This is a genomic window from Clostridium aciditolerans (assembly GCF_016316925.1).
Classification (GTDB): Bacteria; Bacillota; Clostridia; order Clostridiales; family Clostridiaceae; genus Clostridium_AM; species Clostridium_AM aciditolerans.
The window spans coordinates 218,300-234,384 of the sequence record NZ_JAEEGB010000015.1; the positions used below are offsets into that span (position 1 = coordinate 218,300).

Consider the following 16,085-nt stretch of genomic DNA (forward strand, 5'->3'; position numbering starts at 1 on the left):
GATAGCTCATCTAAAAAATGTCTATTGTCCTTTGGACATTTGTATTACTTTTTCAGTGCATTTTTCCATAGCCTCAATAATAATACCCTCAAAATTATTTCTTTCTAAGCTATATACTCCTTGTATTGTACTTCCTCCTGGTGAACAAACTCTATCTCTTAGTAGAGCTGGATGCTCTCCAGTCTCTAAAACCATTTTAGCTGAACCTAGAACAGCTTGAGTAGCAAATTTATATGCCTTATTCCAAGGTAATCCTCTTAAAACTGCACCTTGAGTTAATGCTTCAATAAACATGTATACATAAGCTGGTGAAGAGCCACTTACTGCAGAAACTACATCTATTAGTTTTTCTTCTATAACTTCTGCCTTTCCAAAGCTCTCAAATATTTTTACTACAATGTCTAGTTCTTCTTTTGTAACCATGCTGTTATAACATATAGCACTCATTCCTTCACCTACTAAGGCAGGAGTATTAGGCATTGTTCTAATTATTTTTATTTTTTTATCAAAGGCTACTTCTACTGTTTTTAAATTTATTCCTGCCGCTATTGTAACTACAATAACGCCTTCTTTTATATAATCTTTTATTTCCTTTATAACCCCTTCATATGCATCTGGTTTTACAGATAGAAAAAGAATATCTGCAAACTGCGCAACTTCTTTATTATTAGCTGTAACTAAAATTCCATATTTATTTTTAACTGTTTGAAGAGGTCCCTCTGAGGTATTGCTGGCCATAATGTTATTCTCAGAAACTAATTTTGAATTTAATATTCCTCCTATTATAGCTTGTGCCATATTTCCGGAACCAATGAATCCTATTTTTTTGTCCAAGTTTACCACTCCTTAAAAATTTGTGCATTCAATTTCCTTATTAATTAATTCTACAATATGTACAATATTTATCCAATTACTAATTTTAAAATATAGAATTTATTAACTTAGATATCATAAATTTATTCAATTAATATATAGTTATTATTATTTATATAACAAATTTTATCCTTTATATCTCTTAAATTATAAAATCCAACTTTTAATAATATATTAAAATGATAATTAATATATTAAGATTTCTTCTCTTTACTTCAATAATATAAATAAGCAGTAAAATATTAATACATTTTACTGCTTATCCATTACTAATTATAAAATTTAAGTAAGCTCATTTTCCATTGATAGTATAAAGTTTACTGTAGTGTAAATTCCATAATATAAAGCCTCATCTGAAGCATCGAAATCAGTAGCATGTAAAGGGCTTTTCCCTCTACATCCATCATATATCCCTAATCTAAAGTGCACAGAAGGTATTTTTTCTGCAAAGAAAGCAAAGTCTTCTGCAGCAAAGGTTTTTTCTAAACCAAGAACATTTTCTTCTCCAAGTATTGACTTAGAGGCACTAATAAATTTATCTGTAAGTACTTTATCACTTACTACAGGTGGGTATCCATCTTTAATTCTCACATCAACCTCACAATTATATTTCTTTGCGCAAAGAGATGATAGGCTTTTTATGTCTTCTTTTATTTTAGCTCTTAGTTCATTATCAAAGGTTCTAAAGGTTCCTGATAGGTTAGCGCAATCTGCAATTACATTAGGAGCATTTCCAACATTCATTGATGAAAATGTGAGGACACATGAATTTAAAGGGTTATTTTCTGTATGAATTTTTGTATTCATACTTTGAATAAAATCTATTGATGGATATATAGGATTTTTACACAAATTCGGCATAGCTGCATGCCCACCTTTTCCATTAAAGGTTATATAAAAATCATCTACTGATCCCATTGATGGCCCCGAAGTAACTTCTATTTTCCCAACTTCCACATTAGGCCATATGTGAAATCCTATAATATATGCTACATCAGGACTTTTGAGTACCCCTTCTTTAATCATAGGTGCTGCTCCACCAGTATCCTCCTCCGCCGGTTGAAATATGAATTTTACGCACTTTTTGAAACCTATTTCTTTTAGTACCAAAGCACAACCTAATGCCACAGCCATATGATAATCATGACCACAAGCGTGACTAACTCCGTTCACTGGAAGTCCATCCATATCTGCCCTTATAGCTATACAACTATCTCCACTATTTAATACTCCAACTACACCAGTATTGAATACAGTTTGCGTCTGTATATCCAACTTTTCTAAATAATCTTTTACTATTTTGCTAGTCTTAAACTCCTGAAATGATAACTCAGCATTATCAGAAAGCTTTTCCCTTAGCTTTATTATATCTTCCATATTATTTCTAATAATCTCTTTTAGCTTCATAAAATATCCTCCTCATCGTAAGTAGAATTATTTAATCTTATAGGGACCCTAACTAGAAAGTTAAGTTATACGAAAGGCTATGTTTCAAAAGCTGAAGGTAGATTTAAAAACTTTGTGTCAGTCTTAGTGAAGGGTTTTAAGACAACCTTAGAATCTTAGATACTGGTGAAAAGCCTAAATGGCTTTTCACGAGCGACTTATCAATGGTAATTGATAAGTTGGTCCGACTGAGCGGAGCGAGTTTATCTAAGTTCTTAGGTCGTCTAAAACTCAAGCTTTAGACTGACTAAAAGTTTTTAACGGACTGAAGCTTTGAAATATAGACTGGAGTATAACTTAACTTTCGGCCTAGTACCCTATACTTTAAAAAACTCTACCTCATTACAAGGTAGAGTTTCCAATAAAAATTTTTTTATTTTAGCTTAATTAAAAGTTCTCCAGACTTAGCCTGTTTTCCTTCTTTCGCTAGTACAGTTTCAACTGTTCCTGAAACGGTCGCTACTATATTAGTCTCCATCTTCATTGCTTCAATTACGATTAGGCTTTCTCCTTCTTTTACGGTATCGCCTTCTTTTACAAGCACCTTTATTATATTTCCCGGGATACTTGCTCCTATTTCCATATTATTATCAGGATCTGCCATAGTTACTGATTCTTCGTAAATAGCACCTCTAGAAGCACTAACCTTATCTTTTATTTTTACTTCTCTTCTATTTCCGTTAACTTCAAATACAACTGTTCTATACCCTTGTGAATCAAGCTTACCTATTTCAAGCATTTGAACAATAAATGTTTTTCCATCTGCTATTTCTATTTCACAAGTTTCTCCTTCATATAGACCATGGAAGAATATATCACTTCCCATACGGCTTAAGTCACCATATTCTTTAGTATATTTTAAATATCCTTCAAATACGTCTGGATATAGCGCATGGCTTATTATATCCTTTTTAGTAGGAGTAATTTTTAACTTCTCAACTAAATGTTTTTCTATCTTATCAAAGTCTTCAGGTGGAAGTAATTCTCCTGGTCTACATACAATAGGTTCTTCTCCCTTTAAAACTAATTTTTGAAGCTCTTCTGGGAATCCACCCATAGGCTGACCCATCATTCCTTTGAAATATGCCACGATGGAATCTGGGAATGTCATGTTTTTCGCCTTTTCATATATATTTTCAGGAGTTAAATCATTTTGTACCATGAATATAGCTAAGTCTCCAACCATCTTTGAAGACGGAGTAACCTTAACTATATCTCCAACCATATAGTTAACCTTTCTATACATATCTTTTATGTCATCATATCTATGTCCTAATCCAAAGCTTTCAACTTGCTGTTTAAGATTTGAATATTGTCCACCTGGTATTTCATATTTATATATTTCTGCACTGCCTGTTTTTAATCCTGATTCAAATCCACTATAAACAGGTCTCACTGCACTCCAGTAATCTGATAACTTTTGTATGTCATCTACATTAATTCCTGTATCTCTTTCTGTATTTTCAAGAGCTGCTACTACAGAGTTCAATGCAGGTTGGCTTGTTAAACCTGACATACTATTGAATGCAGTATCAACAATATCTACTCCAGCATGTGCAGCCATGAGAACTGTTGCTACACCGTTTCCTGTTGTATCATGAGTATGAAGGTGTATCGGAATAGATATTTCATTCTTTAATGCTCTTATAAGCTTAAGCGCTGCATATGGCTTTAATAAAGCTGACATATCTTTTATTCCAAGGATATGCGCACCAGTCTTTTCAATTTCTTTAGCCATATTTATATAGTATTCTAAAGTATATTTATCTCTGTCAGTATCTAAAATATCTCCTGTATAGCACATGCAAGCTTCTGCAACTTTTCCTTGTTTTATTACTTCGTCTATAGCTACTTCCATTCCCTTTAACCAGTTTAATGAGTCAAATATTCTAAATACATCTATTCCAGACTGTGCTGATTCTTTTATAAATTCTCTTATTACATTGTCTGGATAATTTTTATATCCTACTGCATTAGCTCCTCTTATAAGCATTTGGAACAATACATTAGGTACTCTGTTTCTTAATTCCTGAAGTCTTTCCCACGGTGACTCTTTTAGGAATCTGTATGCAACGTCAAAAGTTGCTCCTCCCCACATTTCCATGGAGAACAAATCTTTCCCAAGAGCGGATTGAGCCTTCGCAATCTTAACCATATCCCTTGTTCTTATTCTAGTAGCCATTAGTGATTGATGAGCGTCTCTCATTGTTGTATCAGTTAACAATAATTTATTTTGAGATTTAATCCATTTTACAAGACCTTCTGGACCTTGCTCATCCAATATTTGTTTTGTACCTCTTAATGGCTCATTAGCAGTTATCTTTGGAACTACTGGTACATCAAATTCTGTCTTCTGTCCATGAGTTTCATTGACAACTTTTTCTCCAATGAACTTGAGAATTCTTAACTCTTCATCTGCTTTTGGTGATATATCAACTAGCTCTGGGTTATCAGCAATAAAGTTAGTATCACATTCGCCCTTTGCAAACTTTTCATGATTTAAAACATTTATTAAGAAGTCAACATTTGTTTTAACTCCTGATATGGTAGTTTCCTTTACAGAACGTATAGATTTTCTTATTGCATCTTGGAAAGTTCTTGACCAAGATGTAGTTTTAACTAAAAGACTATCATAGTAAGGACTTATAACTGCTCCAGTAAATCCATTACCTCCGTCTAATCTTATACCAAAACCTGAACCAGTTCTATATACATCAATTCTTCCTGTATCAGGTGCAAAACTGTTTGAAGGATCTTCTGTAGTTATTCTACACTGAATAGCATACCCTCTAGGTTTTATATCTTCTTGTGTACCAATTCCTAGCTCCTTCGAACTTAAATCATAGCCTTGAGCTACTAATATCTGACTTTGTACAATATCTATGCCTGTAGTCATTTCTGTTACAGTGTGTTCAACCTGTATTCTTGGATTCATTTCTATAAAATAATGATCTCCTTTTTTATCTACAAGGAATTCTAGTGTTCCTGCACTTCTGTATCCAACAGATTTAGCTATTTTTAATGCATCCTGACATATTTCATTTCTTTTTTCATCTGAAAGAGAAATGGCAGGAGTAATTTCTATAACCTTTTGATGTCTTCTTTGGATAGAACAATCTCTTTCATAAAGATGAACAATATTGCCATGCTTATCCCCAAGAACTTGAACCTCTATATGCTTTGGCTTTTCAAGATATTTTTCAATAAATATATCGTCTATACCAAAAGCTTTTTGTGCTTCATTTTTAGCACTTCTATATGACTGAATAAGATCTTCTTCCTTAGCAACAATTCTCATACCTCTTCCGCCACCGCCAGCAGCAGCTTTTACCATAACCGGATATCCACATACCTTTGCAAACTCCAAAGCTTCTTCTTCAGATTGAATTGGCTTTTCTACACCTGGGATAGTTGCAACACCTGCATTTTTAGCTACAATTTTTGATTTAATTTTATCCCCAAGTTTTTCCATCATTTCTGCAGTTGGTCCTATAAACTCAATACCAGCCTGTTCACATTTTCTTGCAAACTCAGGATTTTCTGATAAGAATCCATATCCAGGATGTATCGCATCAACACCCTTTTTTAGTGCAAGGTTTATTATTTCATCAATATTTAAGTAGGCTTCAACAGGCCCCCTGTTCTTTCCTATTAAATAAGCTTCGTCAGCCTTTGTTCTGAAAAGAGAACGTTTGTCCTCATCAGAATAAATAGCAACTGTTCTTATACCAAGTTCTTGACAAGCTCTAAAGATTCTTATTGCAATTTCTCCTCTGTTAGCCACAAGAACTCTCTTAAATTTTTTAACCAAATACCTCAGCCCCTTTTTATAATAATAATAATTGTTGCATATTTATTAATATATTTATTATAAATATTTATCACGATAATAATATTATATATAAGCATCAAGATTATTTCAATTGCAATTGCAAAATATTTTTACTTGCATTTTGTCTTGATATGTCTTTTCTTTTAAATTCACCTTATCATCTTAACATGTTGATAAATCAAACTCAATAGGCAATGATAAATTTTAGGTAAAATTAGGAATGAAATTTTTTCGTTTTTCTGGAAGCAAATTAATATATTCATTATTATATAGCATACTCTTTGTTTTGTAAATAGAGTATATTATATACTATTTAGCATACTCTATATAACCTGTGTTTTTTAGCCATTTAATGTATAATATTATGCTAGTTCAATTAAGTTACATGAAAATAAATAATAAGCCAGTATGACGCAAAATAGACTATCATACTGGCTTATTATTTACTTGAATATGACTAGAAAGCTTACAAAAATATTAAACAGAATATAAACAAACTGTCTCTTATAGTGACACTTTATCACTTGTCTTAGTAATGGGTATTATATGCGGCTTACCAGTTACAGGATTATTTATTATACATATGTTTATGTTGTAAACTTTCCTTATATTTTCTTCTGTAAGCACTTCTTCTGGGGTACCTAGTGCTACAATTGAACCTTTGTTTATAAGTACCAAATAATCACTATATTGTGCTGCTAAATTTAAATCATGAAGTACAGCAATAACAGTTACTTTTTTATTTATGGATTTGATGGTATCTAATATTTCAACTTGGTGATATATATCTAAATGAGATATTGGCTCATCCAATAATATAATATCTGTATCCTGCGCTAGCGCTCTTGCTATAATAACTCTCTGCTGCTCTCCACCGCTTAATTGGTTTATACATTTATCTTTAAGCTCCCAAGTACTTGTCATTTTCATAGCCTCTTTAGCTATGTTATAATCTTCTTTTGATTCGTCTTGAAACCTGGATATGTAAGGATTTCTTCCCATTAAAACAATATCTAAAACAGAGAAGTCAAAATCCAAACTAGTATTTTGAGGTACTACAGAAAGCTTTTTAGCTAGAGCTTTATTTTTAAAATTTAATACATCCATACCTTCTATAAAAACTGTATTCTTATCAGGAGCTAATGATGAAGCTATGTTCTTTAACAATGTAGTCTTCCCAGAACCATTAGAGCCTATAATACTGTAAAAACCACCCTTAGAGAAGTCTATATTAATATTATTCAATATTTCTTTTTCTCCAAAGCTACAACATAAATTCTTTACCTTAACTACTGGAAAATTAGCAGCATTCATTATAACACCTTCTTTTTATTTTTAATTAAAAGATATATAAAGTAAGGAGCACCAAACAGAGCAGTTATAGCTCCTACTGGAATTTCAGCAGGAGATGCCAGTGTTCTTGCGAGTGTATCTGATATAATCATAAACGCAGCTCCAGCAACGACAGAGAAGGGTAGTAATGATCTGTGGTCTGGTCCTAGAAGCATTCTTACTATATGAGGAATAATTAATCCCACAAATCCTATGATCCCGCTTACAGATACACATGCAGCAACAATCATGGAAGAACTAATTAATAGTATTTTCTTTATTGTTTCAACCTCTATACCTAAACTTTTTGCAGTTTCATCACCTGTTAGAATTATATTTAAATCCTTTGAAAAGGACAGCGTTATAAGTATACCAATAAATAAAAATGGTACTAGTACTAGAATTTGAGTATAGCTTGCAGAACTAACACTGCCCATAGTCCAAAATACAATTCTTTCAACTTCCTGCCTATTAAATACCATAATTATAGAAAGCAATGAGGATAACAAAAAATTAACAGATATACCAGCTAACAGCAATGTATTTGTAGGGATTTTATTTTTAACTCTTGCTATATTATATACTAAGACAGTTGTTAAAATTGATCCTAAAAATGCTGTTATGGTAATAGCAGATGCCCCTAAAAAAGTTGATTCAAAACCTAATACAAACCCAATAGCAGCTCCAACAGCAGCTCCAGAGGATATACCAAGTACATATGGGTCTGCCATTGGATTTTTAAATATAGCTTGAAAAGATAGTCCAACTGTAGATAATCCCATACCTACAAGAGCTGCTAAAATTATTCTAGGTAATCTTATCTTTAATATAATCAATTTATGGTTCTCTGGTATCCCAATTATTGATATAAACTTATTAATTATAGGCACTTTATTTAAAATAATGTATAAGCTCTCTTTAATCGGTATATTAGCAGAACCTAAAGTAGTTGCTGTAATAATGATTAAAAATAAAATAATTATAAAAACGCAAAACATTAACTTAAAATGTTTTTTGTTTTGAGTAAAATTCATAAATAAGTTCCTTCCATTCATTATTTAAAGGCTTCAGGGTGGATTATTTTTGCCAACGCTTCTAAACCATCTGCCAATCTTGGACCTTGTCTGTTAATAATATCTTCATCTATTCCAAAAAGTTTATTCTTTTTTACTGCATCTAACTCCTTATAGCCCTCAGTATTTTTAATTCCTTCTTTTGAGTCAAACTTATTTGAGCATATAAGTATTTCAGGATTTTTTTCTATAAGTTTTTCAACACTATATTTCCAACCATTTGTATCAGCTGCTGCATTTTTCCCTCCTGCCATTTCAATCATTTTTCCTATGAAAGTATCTTTACCAGCGGTAAAGTCTCCGCCTTTTCCAAAACCTACTACATAATATACTGAAGGGGTATTTTTACCTTTAACTTTTTCTTGTACATCTTTTACCTTTTGTTTCATTCCTAAAACAATATCAGCTGCCTTTTGATTTGCATTAAGTACTTTACCAGTGTTTTTTATAATATCATAGGTACCTTCAAAACTTTCGCTTCCTGATAATACAATAACCTTTATATTAACCTCTTCTAGTTTTTTTAAGTCTTCTTTTGTAAAGGGATTAGAAGCTATAACTAGATCAGGTTTTAATTCTACAATTTTTTCTATATTGGGATCCATTAAGCTCCCTATAGATTGAATCTTACTTACCTCTTTTGGGTATGTACAAAAGTCAGTTCTTCCGATAAGTAGCTTTTGCTTATCAAGTGCATAAATGGTTTCTGTAATATTAGGTGCTAATGATATAATTTTTATAGGCTCTTTTTCTATAGTTACCTCTCTATTAAATGAGTCTTTTATTTTAAGTGGATAAGTTGTATTACTTACAATTTCATTCTGTTCCTTATTTTCTTTTGAAGTTAATGAGTTATCTTTGTTATTACAACCAACTAAAGAGAAAATTAGTATAAAGAGAGTTAATAGTAAACAGTTTTTCTTTAAATTTGACATTTTATGTCCCTCCTATTTTTATTGAATTCAAGTGTCTAGGTAAAACTAAATTTTTTACCAAAATAAAAAACCATTATCAAACAGATAACGGCTTTGGAATTAAAAATATCCACTGCTACCAGCCTATCCGCGTAAGCCTATTAATGCTTAAAAGTTTTAGGCAGGTCTCCTGACTCTGATTCATCATGTATTGACGCCTTCCCTGTTACCAAGTGACATAAATGTCAATACACTCCTCATTACAGTGGCGGGACCGTATGAGATTTACACTCATTTCCCTTTTAAACTTAGTTAATGCTTTTAGCATATAACAAGTACCTAAAATTTATTATTAACTTTAATATAAGTATACCACTTATTAGCCTATCTTTCACCTAACTTTAAGTTTGGTATTGCATTTAAAGTGAGCGGTGCTGCATTTCCCTTCATATACTCAAAATAAGCAGCGCTTCCTATCATAGCTGCATTATCTGTACAAAGTACAAATTCTGGGAATAATACATCTATGTTATCTTTTCTTCCTGCACTAATTAAGGTCTCTCTAAGACAGCTATTTGCAGCAACACCACCAGCTACTGCTATTTTATTGACCTTTTTTAATTTACAAGCTTTCATGGCGTTATCAACTAAAAAATCTACTACTGCTTTTTGAAAAGATGCAGCTACATCTGCCTTATTTATCTCTTCTTTCTTCATTTCCATCTGATTTAAGTAATTTAGTACCGCAGATTTAACACCACTAAATGAAAAATCTAAAGATTTATCATCATGAAAATTAGCTCTTGGAAACTTTATAGCCTGTGGATTTCCTTCTTTAGATAGTTTATCAATTTTAGGACCTCCAGGATATCCAAGTCCAATAGCTCTAGCAACTTTATCATAAGCCTCTCCTGCAGCATCATCCCTTGTTTGCCCTAGTACTTCAAACTCACCATAATCCTTCATATATACTATAAAAGTATGACCTCCAGATACTACTAGACAAACAAAAGGTGGCTTCAATTCTTTATATTGAATAAAGTTTGCACTTATGTGCCCTTCTATATGATTAACACCTATTAATGGTTTCTTTAATGCATAAGCTAATCCCTTAGCATATTGTAATCCTACTAAAAGCGCTCCTACAAGTCCTGGACCATAAGTTACACCAATAGCGTCTATCTCATCTAAAGTAACTCCTGCCTTGTCAAGTGCCTCTTGAACAACAAATCCTATAGCCTCTACATGCTTTCGTGAAGCCACTTCTGGCACAACTCCTCCAAATTTAGTATGTATATCTATCTGAGATGATATTATATTTGATAAAACTTCTCTACCGTTAACCACTACTGCTGCTGAAGTTTCATCACAGCTGGTCTCTATAGCAAGTATCTTTATATCTTCACTCATTGAATTTACCTCACTTTTTAGTTATTACAAATTCCAACAATTATTATACTTTATACAAAAATTATAATCAATGCTATATGCATATGATATAATTATTATTAAATCCAAGCTGTATACAGTATAGAAGGAGTAAGTTATGAATCACAATTATGCAAAGGTTATAGTAAAAGGTTCTCCAATATCTAAGTCAAACTTCAAGCTTTTTAATGTAAACGGAAGAGCTATACTTCCATTTAACTCTGGAAAATATCATGATAGATATGCTCTTTATGAGGAGGAAATAGCCTACGCTACTAGAGCTCAGAATCCTAATGTTGTACTTTCTGAATCTTTAATAGCAATATTAAAGGTATATTATAAAAGCGAAAAAAGGCACCCTGATACTAATAATATTACAAAAAGTATTTTTGATGGTATTGAAAAAAGTGGTCTGATTATAAATGATGCTCAAATAAGAAGAATTATAATAGAGGAATTTTATGATAGAGAAAATCCTAGATTTGAGTTAGAACTTTTTGGAGAAAGCAGTTATTCTATTGATTATAAGATAAATCCTAAAGAAAACAAGGATAATCCAATAGAGTACTCTCCTCCATCAAACAAAAAACTAAAATTGCCTTCATCTTCAAAGGCTTGTAAATCTAATTCAGACGATAATATATTTCACTGTGAAATATGTAATAAAATTATAAAAAAATCTGACTGCATTACCGCTAACAAAGGTAAAACTTTAATATGTAAAAGCTGTTTTAAGAATTTGTTCTAGCCCCTATTATTATAATCTTATATGTAAAATATAATAGGATTTCTAAGTTAAATCTATACTTAGAAACTCCTATTCTTTAAAAAATTCATCTATTATCTTTTCTGCCATTCTTTTTTGTATAGTTGATTTAATAACCAAAGATAATACAGTTACAATTAGCCTGTTTATATCCTTATCATTGCAATCTACTAGTTTTTCTTCTTCATTAAGCATGTCATCAAAAGTACTTTTAAAATCTTCAATTTCCTTTTTCTCTATATCTAAAAACTCATTATATATGCTAACCAAATTACCATCACAATCTTCTCCCGACTTTGCCATATCTACCAATGGTGAAAAAAGAGTTTGTATATCATTTATTGATAGTATCTGTTTTAGATGATATGTAAGAATTATTAATACCATATGCTGTCTAGAATATTTCTTTTTTTTAGGAGGCATTAAAATACCCGCTTTAGTGTAATTATTTATCATAGTCTTAGTTAAAGTTACTTCTTTTTCATTTCTTTTTAAATAAGAAAGTTTTTCATCTATAAATGTGGTCACTTGATCCATATATAAATCTATATCCGGTATATTAGAATACTTCAACTGTTCAAAGGAACATATTTCATCTAATAGCCTCGATATTCTTTCTTCATCCATCCTAACACACTTCTTTCCATATTTATGTATAAACTTATCTTTATATATTATAATCTTATATTATATGGCTATACAATATAAAAATAATGCGATGCATTATTTTTATAGAGGACAATTGACAGAGGACAGTGATTGATGCTTTTCCTACGTTATACTACGGAAAACCTTTAATTATCTTTCCGCAATATGCGACTTTGTCGCAAGCCGTTAGGCTGTATCAATTTGTCAATACGCTGTTTCAGATGTTTCTTTAAGAGCTATATTCAAAGGTTACACAAATTACAGACTGCGTCATAACTAATGGCAGAAAAGCCATAAAAAGCTTTTTTCAAGAAAGAAATTTTAGTGAACTTATTTATAGATAATTTAAAAATTCTACGTAAAAAGTTAACATCATAAGTGCGCCCTTTCGGGCTGCGGGCGAAGCCCTTTAGAAATAAAAATTTTAACCTATTTTGAGCATCCTTTCACTAATCTCAAACGTCGGCTTATAAATAATTAAAGATTTTTCGTAGTGAAGCGGAGAAAAATCCTCCTTCACTGTCCTCTGTCAATTGTCCTCTGTCCTCTCAAAAAAATTGCGTCGCAAAATTTTTAAACTATGAATTAAACTAAAAGAGCTGATACAAACTCTCTGCGTATCAGCTCCATTAAACATTATGCTATTTTGTTAATTTTTTTTAAAGCCTCATCTACTTTTCTAGTAGCAACTATATTAACACCTGTATCTAGTATATTCTCAACTATTATATCTCCAATATTTATAGGTGCTTTAACCACTATTCCTTTTAAAGCTTTTATGCAATCAAATATTTTTTCCTTTGGTATATCTGTTTCAGTCTTCACAGGAACTACTCCTATTTCTCCGCCTTCAACATACACTGAAGAAGTTACAATTCTTGTAGGGTTAGTGCATTCTTTTTTAGCATAATCTTCGCCTCTTTTGCATGTATTCCCTGTAACTTCAACAACTTCTTTTCCATCTAATTTAACTTGAAGCTGGCAACCTATAGGACAACCGATACATATTAAATCTCTCATAGATATATTCACTACTCCTTTTCCACTTTAATAATAATTTTTCTACAATCAGGATATTTATTTATTACATCCTTAGAAAGCTTGACTGTTTCCATTTCTCCTGGAGTAAGTATTCTTTTCTTTATATGCATCTCTCTAGTGTCATCAAAATATACTGATATATAATTATCTTTAAACACATCTCCAACTCTAAATCTTATTTCTAAGTTTTTCTCTATATTTTCAGGATTCACATATTTTGGCACAGTATATCTTACTCCACCTGTAGCAACTATCTCTATTTTATTGCCATCAAATCTCGTGCCTTTTACATATTTAGCAGCGTTTCTTCCTGCACTATAGCTTTCAATGGTAACATTGTCAACTAAGTCATGAACATGTAGGACATTACCACAAGCAAAAATGCCTTCGATATTTGTTTCAAGACTTTCATCTACCTCCGGACCGCCAGTTATAGTTGATAACTTAACATCAGCAGTTCTGGATAATTCATTCTCTGGGAGAAGTCCTACAGATAAAAGCAGCGTATCACAAGGTATAAATTCCTCTGTACCTTTTATAGGGTTTCTATTTTCATCAACAGCTGCAATAGTTACCCCTTCAACCCTTTCCTTGCCTTTTATATCTATAACCGTATAACTTAACTTTAATGGTATATCAAAATCATCAAGACACTGAACAATATTTCTCTTAAGTCCACCTGAATAAGACATAAGCTCAACTACAGCTTTAACCTTAGCACCTTCAAGTGTCATTCTTCTTGCCATTATTAGCCCTATATCTCCCGAACCTAATATAACAACTTCTTTACCTGGCATATATCCTTCTATATTTACAAACTTTTGAGCAGCTCCTGCTGTATATATACCTGCACATCTGCTTCCCGGTATATTTATCGCTCCTCTTGGTCTTTCTCTACATCCCATAGCAAGTATAACAGACTTAGCTTTTAATTCTAATATTCCGTCCTCTTCGTTAACAGCTGTAATAACTTTATTTTCATTTAAATCTAATACCATAGTATTCAATTTATATGGAATCTGCATCTCTATTGTTTTATCAATAAATCTTTGAGCGTATTCAGGGCCAGTTAACTCCTCCTTGAAAGTATGAAGTCCAAATCCATTATGGATGCACTGATTCAATATTCCACCTAACTGGTTTTCTCTCTCAAGTATTAATATGTTGTCAATTCCCTCTTCTTTAGCTGAAATTGCTGCCGCAAGCCCTGCAGGACCACCACCAATTATTACTATGTCATATTCTTGCATATCAATAAACCTCCAAGCATTATTAATTTCATAGGAATTATACTTAAATTGTTTCTTTATCTTTACCTACTAGCAACTTGGATTCTCCTCCAAACTTAGTTACTTCTGTAGGCATTAAGTTAAGCTCTCTAGCTAAAATTTCAACTATTTTAGGTGCACAAAATCCTGCTTGACATCTTCCCATACCAGATCTAGTTCTTCTTTTAACACCATCAAGAGTCCTTGCTCCTAAAGGTCTCCTTATCGCATTTATAATTTCCCCTTCAGTAACAGTCTCACATCTACATATTATCTTACCATATCTTGAATCCTGCTGTATAAGTTTCTTTCTTTCTTCATTGTTTAGCTCTCTAAATTTAGGTATTCCCTTCCTAATAGGATTAAACTTTTCATTTTTGCTTGGATTCAATTTGTTTACTATGATATCAACAACCATCTCAGCTATTGCAGGTGCGCTCGACAATCCAGGTGATTCAATACCTGCTGCATTAATGAAGTTTTCAGCATCTTGCTGTTCTCCAATTATAAAATCATTTTCCACACTATGTGCTCTTAATCCCGAGAATGAAGTTATAACTTGTCTCATAGGAACTTGTTTAATACTTAAACCTGCTTTACTTATTATGTCATTTATTCCTTCTGATGATGTATTTAAATCATTCTTATCTTCTGTATCTATCGCATTAGGGCCTATCAATAAATTCCCATCTACTGTCGGTGTTACTAATATACCTTTTCCCATCTTAGTTGGAAGTTGGAATACAGTTTTTGATATCATATTCCCTACTGATTTATCAAATAGGCAGTATTCACCTTTTCTAGCAACTATATTTATTTTGTTATTACTTATCATGTTATTTATTTCATCTGCAAATACACCGGAAGCATTCACCACTATCTTTGTTTCAATATCTCCCTTGTTAGTTCTTAATACATATATATCTTCTATCTTATCTATAGCTTTTACCTCAGTTTCGAATTTAAAATCTACTCCATTTGTAAAGGCATTTTCAGCTAAAGCTATTGTCATTTCATAAGGACAAACAATTGCACCAGTTGACGCATGCAGCGCAGCAACTACTTCATCTGATACGTTAGGTTCCATTTCTCTTAGTTTATCTCCCTCTATTATTTCAAGTCCTGGAACCCCATTCCTTTCTCCCTGTTTTTTTAAATCATTAAGTTTATCTACATCATTTTTATTAAAACACAAAACCAAAGATCCATTTCTTTTAAAAGGGAAATCTAATTCCTCAGCTAACTTATCAAACATGGAATTTCCTTTAGCATTAAGCTTTCCTTTTAAACTTTCAGGTTTGGCATCAAACCCTGCGTGTACTATGGCACTATTAGCTTTAGTTGTTCCATTTGCTACATCCGAGTCCTTATCAATAACACATACCTTTAATTTATATCTAGCAAGTTCTCTAGCTATTGAACATCCTACGACTCCAGCTCCTACAATTGTTATATCAAACATAG

Annotated in this window: 12 protein-coding genes and 1 riboswitch; of the genes, 1 reads left to right on the plus strand and 11 read right to left on the minus strand. The window is 32.0% G+C overall.

All coding sequences use genetic code 11. The annotated features are described in order from the left end of the window. Positions 1-21: 21 nt before the first annotated feature. The 7 genes from proC to tsaD form a co-directional block, all read right to left on the minus strand. Entirely contained in the window at positions 22-834 is an 813-nt protein-coding gene (proC, locus tag I6U51_RS14470) for a pyrroline-5-carboxylate reductase (RefSeq protein WP_211143306.1), read from the minus strand. A gap of 321 nt (positions 835-1,155) precedes the next feature. Further along, the gene (locus I6U51_RS14475; RefSeq protein ID WP_211143307.1) at positions 1,156-2,280 is read right to left on the minus strand and encodes a M20 metallopeptidase family protein; all 1,125 of its coding nucleotides are present in this window, start codon (positions 2,278-2,280) and stop codon (positions 1,156-1,158) included. 412 nt (positions 2,281-2,692) lie between these two features. Then, a complete protein-coding gene (locus I6U51_RS14480; RefSeq protein ID WP_211143308.1) occupies positions 2,693-6,130 on the minus strand; it encodes a pyruvate carboxylase in 3,438 nt (1,145 codons plus the stop codon). A 525-nt stretch (positions 6,131-6,655) separates the two neighbouring features. Then, complete coding sequence (locus I6U51_RS14485) at positions 6,656-7,465, minus strand: heme ABC transporter ATP-binding protein (RefSeq protein ID WP_211143309.1); 810 nt, start codon at positions 7,463-7,465, stop codon at positions 6,656-6,658. Further along, positions 7,465-8,517 carry a FecCD family ABC transporter permease gene (locus I6U51_RS14490; protein ID WP_211143310.1) on the minus strand — a complete coding sequence of 351 codons (1,053 nt, stop codon included), beginning with the start codon at positions 8,515-8,517 and terminating at the stop codon, positions 7,465-7,467. Before I6U51_RS14490 ends, I6U51_RS14485 begins: the two co-directional genes overlap by 1 nt. Before the next feature lie 20 nt (positions 8,518-8,537). After that, on the minus strand, positions 8,538-9,491 hold the full coding sequence (locus I6U51_RS14495) for an ABC transporter substrate-binding protein (RefSeq protein ID WP_211143311.1): 954 nt from the start codon (positions 9,489-9,491) through the stop codon (positions 8,538-8,540). Positions 9,492-9,633: 142 nt separating this feature from the next. Then, positions 9,634-9,828, minus strand: a riboswitch (cobalamin riboswitch). Positions 9,829-9,854: 26 nt separating this feature from the next. After that, a complete protein-coding gene (gene tsaD, locus I6U51_RS14500) occupies positions 9,855-10,880 on the minus strand; it encodes a tRNA (adenosine(37)-N6)-threonylcarbamoyltransferase complex transferase subunit TsaD (RefSeq protein WP_211143312.1) in 1,026 nt (341 codons plus the stop codon). Positions 10,881-11,016: 136 nt separating this feature from the next. Here tsaD and I6U51_RS14505 point away from each other — a divergent pair, with 136 nt between their 5' ends. Further along, positions 11,017-11,646: a RusA family crossover junction endodeoxyribonuclease gene (locus tag I6U51_RS14505; RefSeq protein WP_211143313.1), complete on the plus strand. Its 630-nt coding sequence runs from the start codon at positions 11,017-11,019 to the stop codon at positions 11,644-11,646. A gap of 69 nt (positions 11,647-11,715) precedes the next feature. On the opposite strand, the gene I6U51_RS14510 is transcribed toward I6U51_RS14505, so the two are convergent. The 4 genes from I6U51_RS14510 to I6U51_RS14525 all read right to left on the minus strand — a co-directional run bounded on the left by I6U51_RS14510 (position 11,716) and on the right by I6U51_RS14525 (position 16,083). Then, positions 11,716-12,291: a DUF1836 domain-containing protein gene (locus I6U51_RS14510; RefSeq protein ID WP_211143314.1), complete on the minus strand. Its 576-nt coding sequence runs from the start codon at positions 12,289-12,291 to the stop codon at positions 11,716-11,718. Positions 12,292-12,948: 657 nt separating this feature from the next. Beyond that, a complete protein-coding gene (locus I6U51_RS14515) occupies positions 12,949-13,338 on the minus strand; it encodes a DUF1667 domain-containing protein (protein WP_211143337.1) in 390 nt (129 codons plus the stop codon). A gap of 5 nt (positions 13,339-13,343) precedes the next feature. Continuing rightward, the gene (locus I6U51_RS14520) at positions 13,344-14,603 is read right to left on the minus strand and encodes an NAD(P)/FAD-dependent oxidoreductase (protein ID WP_211143315.1); all 1,260 of its coding nucleotides are present in this window, start codon (positions 14,601-14,603) and stop codon (positions 13,344-13,346) included. A 43-nt stretch (positions 14,604-14,646) separates the two neighbouring features. Continuing rightward, entirely contained in the window at positions 14,647-16,083 is a 1,437-nt protein-coding gene (locus I6U51_RS14525) for an NAD(P)/FAD-dependent oxidoreductase (protein WP_211143316.1), read from the minus strand. Positions 16,084-16,085 lie beyond the last annotated feature (2 nt).